Annotated in this window: 4 protein-coding genes; 1 reads left to right on the top strand and 3 read right to left on the bottom strand. The window is 36.6% G+C overall.

All coding sequences use genetic code 11. The features are described 5' to 3' along the window. Positions 1 to 253: 253 nt before the first annotated feature. The gene (locus ACLFMM_RS08555; RefSeq protein ID WP_410808315.1) at positions 254 to 3061 is read left to right on the top strand and encodes a HEAT repeat domain-containing protein; all 2808 of its coding nucleotides are present in this window, start codon (positions 254 to 256) and stop codon (positions 3059 to 3061) included. 90 nt (positions 3062 to 3151) lie between these two features. Here the strand turns inward: ACLFMM_RS08555 and ACLFMM_RS08550 are convergent, their stop codons facing one another. From ACLFMM_RS08550 to ACLFMM_RS08540, 3 genes are all read right to left on the bottom strand, one after another. Continuing rightward, complete coding sequence (locus ACLFMM_RS08550; protein WP_410808314.1) at positions 3152 to 3466, bottom strand: DUF6951 family protein; 315 nt, start codon at positions 3464 to 3466, stop codon at positions 3152 to 3154. 17 nt (positions 3467 to 3483) lie between these two features. Beyond that, positions 3484 to 4551 carry a CobW family GTP-binding protein gene (locus ACLFMM_RS08545; protein WP_410808313.1) on the bottom strand — a complete coding sequence of 356 codons (1068 nt, stop codon included), beginning with the start codon at positions 4549 to 4551 and terminating at the stop codon, positions 3484 to 3486. Positions 4552 to 4626: 75 nt separating this feature from the next. Next, positions 4627 to 6279, bottom strand: a complete 1653-nt coding sequence (locus ACLFMM_RS08540) for a methylamine methyltransferase corrinoid protein reductive activase (protein ID WP_410808312.1) — start codon at positions 6277 to 6279, stop codon at positions 4627 to 4629. Positions 6280 to 6722: the final 443 nt, after the last annotated feature.

Raw genomic sequence — 6722 nt, 5'->3', positions numbered from 1 at the left:
TCTAGTTGAAACGGTGTTCTCTGTCATAAAAAGGTTGTTCGGCGAAGAGGTCAAAGCAAGAAAATATAGAAACCAGGTTAAAGAAGTCAGAACAAAATTGATCCTGTATAACATTCACAGGTCTATAGTAAATCATAATGTTTTAATTATCGTAAAGGTTTTCTACAGAGCCATTTAAACTTTAAATAATAAGAAAGATAACTTATTTATTTGATTAAATACATTCATAATATTGGAGTGGGGGGTATAAGCAATGAGAAGTAAATGTCTAACATTTCTTTCATTAGTTTTCATTATACTGTTGAATCTGACTATAGGAAGCATAGACAGTGCCAACAGCCATGAAAACAACAATATAAATCCAGTAAGTAAAGATGAAATCGATAATTCTGGAAATCAGGAAATAAACAGCAAAAATCAGTCCGATAATAAATTATCCACTGAGGATAACAGTGGAATGCAGTTTAACATCGCAGGAGCGTTCAGCAATTTCAGAAACGACAAAACAACCGATACTCTTATCGAAGATTTGTTAAATAGTACTGATGAAGATACAAGAATCAATGCCGCAAATGCACTTGGTGATGAAAGGAATCAGAAAGCAATAGAACCTCTGATTAAAGCGTTTGAAGACGATAGTGTATATGTTAGAATCGCAGCCGTTGATGCGCTCGGAAAAATCGGAAACCATGCAACTGACCAATTACTCTATGAGCTCGATAATCAGAACGAAAATGTAAGAGAATACACTGTAAAAGCTATTGGAGAAAGCAAGGACAAAGATACAGTAGAACCAGTATCCAACAGTTTGCTAAATGATGAAAGCAGCGATGTACGAGAAAGTGCTGCAAAAGCTCTGGGTAATATTGGTGATAAAAGAGCAGTTGAACCACTAATAGAAGCATTATTGAATGATCCGGATGAAGATGTTAGAAGCAAATCCTCCATTGCCCTTGGGAAAATTAAAGATAGAAGTGCTGTAAAGCCCTTGTCTGATGTACTGCTAAATGATGAAAGCAGCGATGTACGAGAAAGTGCTGCAAAAGCTCTGGGTAATATTGGTGATAAAAGAGGAGCAGAACCGCTTATTAATGCTCTAATAAACGACCCTGATGATAATGTGAGGTATCAAGTCGTTAAAGTATTCGGTGATATCAAGGATGAAAGGGCAGTCGACCCCTTAACAAATATTCTGTTAAATGACAAAGATAAAAATGTAAGAAGCAGTGCTGCCAAGATTCTTGGTGATATAGAAGATAAAAGAGCTGCACAACCCCTTGTTAAAGCTTTGAATGATGAAAGCGAAAAGGTCAGAAAAAGTTCTGCTGATGCAATACTTGAAATCGGTGAACCTGCGGCTGAACCTCTGATAGCGGAACTAGATAACAGGAACAGTAATGTTGCAAATACTGCGTCTGATTTACTTGTTGAAATTGGAGACCCGTCTGTAGATTCACTTATACAGGCTTTGAACAAAAGAAATAGTGAAACGACAAAGACCAATGTCATAAACATCCTTGGAAAAATTGAAAATGAGAGTAGCATCGACCCGCTTATCGATACATTGGATGCTGACAGCAGGGATGTAAAAATCAGTACGGCAGATGCTTTAAGCAAAATTGGAAAACCAGCTGTAGATCCATTAATTGACACATTGAATAACAATAGTGATAAAGAAACGGAAAAATACCTACAACTAGCTCTTATTCAAATCGGCGACAAAAAGGCAGTAGAACCCCTTACACAGTCATTTAATGACAATAAAAACGCATACAACCTTAACACTAATTCTTTAAAGAATAATCTGGACGATAATATAAATCTCCTTGCTGAAGCCTATAAACAGGAAAATAAAAATTCAATATCAAACGCAGCAAATGCACTGGACGACATCGACGGTGAGGAGGAACAATCATTAGCAAAGGCTCTTAAATATATGGATAAGCCTAACAGAAGTTGTGCATCAGTTGCAGGTGTAGATATAAACAGCAGGAATGCACAGGATGAACTTATAAAGGCTCTTAAAGATAAAAAAGGATATGTTAGAATCAGTGCAATTATGGCTCTGAGAGAAGTCGGTGACAGCAAAGCAGTAAAACCCCTTGCAGAAGTAATGTTTAAAGACAACCATGAAATCAGAGCAATCTCTGCCTACACACTTGGTGAAATCGGTGATGAAAATGCAGAAGAATACCTTATAAGAGCAATGTTGCATGATGAACATGAAAATGTAAGGAGTAACGCTGCTCTGGCACTGGGTAAAATCGGAGACAATGAAACTGTTAAATATCTTGCAAGGGTTTTAACAGATAGTGATGAAGAAGACCAGGTTAAAAGCAGCGCTGCTCTGGCCCTGGGTAAAATCGGTGATTCAGGTGCAGTTCCATCGCTACTAAAAATGGTGGATGATGATTACAAAGAAACACGCTGGTACTCTGCAATTGCTCTTGGAGAAATCGGTGACGAAAGAGCTGTTAAATCCCTTATTATACTGCTAGAGAATGAAAATGATAGAGATGTAAAAAGTGCTGCAGTATATGCTCTCGGCGAAATCAGAAATGATGAAGCCGTAGAACCATTAATAGAATGTCTGAGTGATGCAGACAGCGAGCTCAGAAGAAATGCAGTGATTGCGCTTGGTAAAATCGGAAGTGAAAAAGCGGTTACACCATTAATTCAAAGATTAAACGATAACGATCGTGATGTCAAGAAATACGCTGCAGAAGTACTGGGAATAATCGGTAATAAAAAAGCAGTCAAACCCCTTGTCAATACCTTGGATGATAGCGACGAAAATATGAGAAATGCTGCTACCGAAGCTCTTGTCAGAATAGGTGAACCTGCAGTAGAACCGCTGATAGATTCCCTAGAGTCAGATAATCCTGAAGTGAGAGACCATGCAACCAAAGCATTAGTGAAAATAGGCAAACCTTCAGTACAGCCTCTTATCAAAGCTTTAGATGATGAACAACTCAAAAAACCTGCAACGATTGCTCTCATCGAAATTGAGGAGAAAAGGGCGATAGAACCATTAATTGATGCCTATAATATGGAAAAATGATTCAGGAAGCGACCTTAAAGGTCGTGTTTTTATTTTTTTATAAAAAAAATTGAAGGTAATAAATCCTGATGTTTTTAGCCAGGTAATAGTTCACTCAAAAGATATATCTACGCTTCCAACATTTTGTGCCAGTGTTTTTGACAGTAAACCGGCTTCAATTCTGCATACGTGCATCACACCACATGGAACAAGACAAATTGATGTGCAGTCTGCCTCTTTTGCCTTTTGCATGACACTGTTATCTTTAATATCAAATAAATCCATCATGGGTACTTCTATATGAGAAAATTCTTTGATTTTTTCACAGGGTGTATCAATATCAACGATAACTTTATCTCCTTCCATTTTACCTTTTATTTTATGTGTAAATCCGCATATCCTTGAATTTACAGTTACTTCTGTCATTTCAATCACCTTGTATATCAATTAATACTTGAATCCATAAGGTCTATATAATTTTGAGAATGGCAATGAGTACTTTTTTCTTCAAATTTTATACTTTCATTTTTCAGATTTTCCGAAATTGTACTTTTGACAATCTCTGTTAACTCGTTTTCCGGTATTCCTGTTATTGCAGCCAGGAATTTTAATTTAGGAAGAACTGCTGTATCGTCTTCAATTACGGATTTTTCGACATGTGGGTCTTCCTTGGATGAGGTTATACTTGTTTTTATCCTGGTATCCGCGAATCCCATAGAGGTTTTGATGTGTCCTATAAATTCAGGACTTCTGCTCAGCACCCTATAGCGTATATCCTGAGCTATGTTACGAAGGATTTGTTCAGATAACTCAAATGTTAGGTTTTTTGAAAATATAGCAAATTCACCGGAGTACATTGAAACTTCGGACATACTGATTGAATTTTTGTATTCAGATGCACCACTTTCTCTGCCGCTTCCATCCAGATGATCTATGAAATCCCGGAATTTCTCGTCTTTATACTTGGCTGAAAAGTCTATGATTTTGGCTTCCGGATTTTTGTCTTTTAAAAAATTCCGGGTATTGTTTAAATTTTCAGTATCAGCTATATCATTTTTGTTTATACCCAGAATATCGGCTTCTTCTATCTGGCTTAATACAAATTTAGGTATTTGATTTACTTCTGCTTTGAATCTACTACCATCGACAAGGGTAACAATTGGTGCAAAAGAGAGATTACCGATATTCATGTTTTCAAGATCATGTTTTATCTGGTTTGGGAACGCAAGACCTGTAGGTTCTATAATTACTGTATCAGGACCAAATTCATTATACAAGTTTTCCAGTGTATATTCCATATTGATTTTAAGAGTACAGCAGATACATCCGTTTGTTATTTCCTTTGTTATCATTCCGGAATTGGTAATTGTATCCCCATCAATACCGATTTCACCTATTTCATTGACTATAATAGCAACTTTTTGACCATTATCTGTCAAATGTTTGCCCAAGTTGAGAAGTGTGGTTGTTTTTCCACTTCCAAGAAATCCACCAATTATTATAACTCTCATACATTCACCAAGTGTTTATTTGATAGATTATTGAATAAAACAGTTATGTTATTAGATGGAGAGGAAATAAAAGTATCATACAGATTCACTAACCAATGATGATTCATGGACATTCAATACCTTGATATTTCTAAATTGTATCGCTTTCGTGGGACATATATCTACACAGCGTTTACAGCTAACCCCCAGACATCTCTGGCTATCATGTACCTGGTATATATCTCCATCATGACGGATTATTTTTAATGCTTCTTCAGGACATTCCTTTTCACATATGTGACATAAGTTGCAGTTTTTAATCGGTCTTTCAATAACAATTCCCAGATCTTTCAATACCGTTACACCGTACTTACCTGCGTCACTGATATCTTTTACAACCTGTTTTCCAATTTTTGGGTTTTCTGCCAATTCCGGAAGACCCTGCATGTTGAAACTTTTAAGCATCTGGTTGTACATTTCCAAGGGCATACCCTGAGTCCAGTATGCAAATTCACACGAATATATCAATTTGAATGTTTCACTTTTTGCCATCATTAGATGGTCGGTTTTTATTTTCTGTGCAAAATTAATTACATCATCTAATTTTGATTCATCCAGTATCAGGTCTCTTGCCAATGAAATGGATGTATTACCGAACTGGACTATATTCTTTGCTGAACCTGGACAGATTCCCAGTTTCCTTGCTTTGTCAGCATCCACATAAGTACCTGATGCACCAGTCATGTACATATTTTTAAGGTCTTCAAAATTCAAGTCCGCTTCCAGTAACATGGTAAGATGTGCAGCCCTTATAGCTCCGACAGCCTTTCCTGCTTCCTTTATATCTTCCTCGGTTATTTTAAGACTATCTCCCAGAATTAACCTACCGTTTGGCAAATTAGGAATGTTTTTTATTAATCCTGTGTCAAGTGCTACAGATAGTAATGATATCATCCCTGTACCTGTAATACCAATTGCCTTGATATCAGATTCTTCGATTACTTCACCTGTAACCGGGTCTATAAGGTCACCTTTCCTTTCGGACATATCATCGTCAAGTACTGTAAGTCTCCAGTAATCTCCTTCTGGATCTATATCTGATATCGCACCAGGACTTGCAAGCATTCCACAATTTATACCCTGACCTTCTATCGAAGGACCTGCTGCAGCACTGCCTGTAATGATTTTGTCACCCACCTTAAGAGCCATTTCTGCATTGGTTCCATAATCAGTTACAATAGATGGTTCGGTTTGGTCAATGAAACCGGTCTTAATCATCATTGCAAGCGCATCTGCTCCTACTTCATGCTCTATGGCTGGCGGTATGATAACAGTACAATTTGGAAGGTCAATGTCCATGAATACTTCGTTTGCAGAAACAACTCTTGCGTCACGCTGTACATTTTCAACACCAAGCTCCCTTTGCATGGATTCACCTGCATAGGCAAGGTCTCTTATTTCTGTATCCTGGAACAATGAAAGCTGGATTGGGTTACCACACACAGCCAACTTTTCAATCTCGATAGTGTCTACATTGAAATTGTTTATGATCTCTTTAACAGTGTTTTGTATTATTTCGGTTGCAGTGTCTTCCCCAAGCTGAATAGCAAAATCCAGCTGGTCTATAACATTGCCTCCTGGCAAAGGATGTCTCATTGTTAATACGGTTTTAATTGTTTCCTTTGTATCAAGGTCAATGAGTTGCGCCCTGATTCCGCTTGTTCCCAAATCCAGTGCAATTCCATACATTATTATTCCACCTGTATTTTATTCACACTCCTATATACGATTGAAAAATATATAACATAACTTGAAGTAATATATCACTATCTTTGATATTAAAAAAAAGCCTGATAGAACAAAACCAATTAATGAAATTAATGAGTTTGATTGAATTAATATCAATATCTAAAAAAAAAGAGAAGGTTGTTGATCCAGAACTATGTAAATGAAATTAACATAGAATTAACTGACAATGTGTTTTTCCTGAGCAATAAACGTCATTATTAACGATTATAAATCAGACGAAAATAAAATAGAAGATAATACCAACTATACTCAGAACATACATATACTTCGCAGTAGTATCAGTATTCAAATCTAATCATTTCCAAGCATATTCCTCAGTATTTAATAGATGTGAACTACCACTTGGCTAAAGACCAACTGGCTCCTTAAATTAAAAATTTAAG

This window comes from Methanohalobium sp. (genome assembly GCF_046546175.1).
Lineage (GTDB): Archaea > Halobacteriota > Methanosarcinia > Methanosarcinales > Methanosarcinaceae > Methanohalobium.
Note: the sequence above shows the minus strand (reverse complement) of the source record. Positions and strands in the feature narration are given on the sequence as shown.

Coding starts and splice junctions, on each gene's coding strand:
- ACLFMM_RS08555 (WP_410808315.1), top strand. CDS start 254: ATGAGAAGTAAATGTCTAACATTTCTTTCATTAGTTTTCATTATACTG.
- ACLFMM_RS08540 (WP_410808312.1), bottom strand. CDS start 6,279: ATGTATGGAATTGCACTGGATTTGGGAACAAGCGGAATCAGGGCGCAA.
- ACLFMM_RS08545 (WP_410808313.1), bottom strand. CDS start 4,551: ATGAGAGTTATAATAATTGGTGGATTTCTTGGAAGTGGAAAAACAACC.
- ACLFMM_RS08550 (WP_410808314.1), bottom strand. CDS start 3,466: ATGACAGAAGTAACTGTAAATTCAAGGATATGCGGATTTACACATAAA.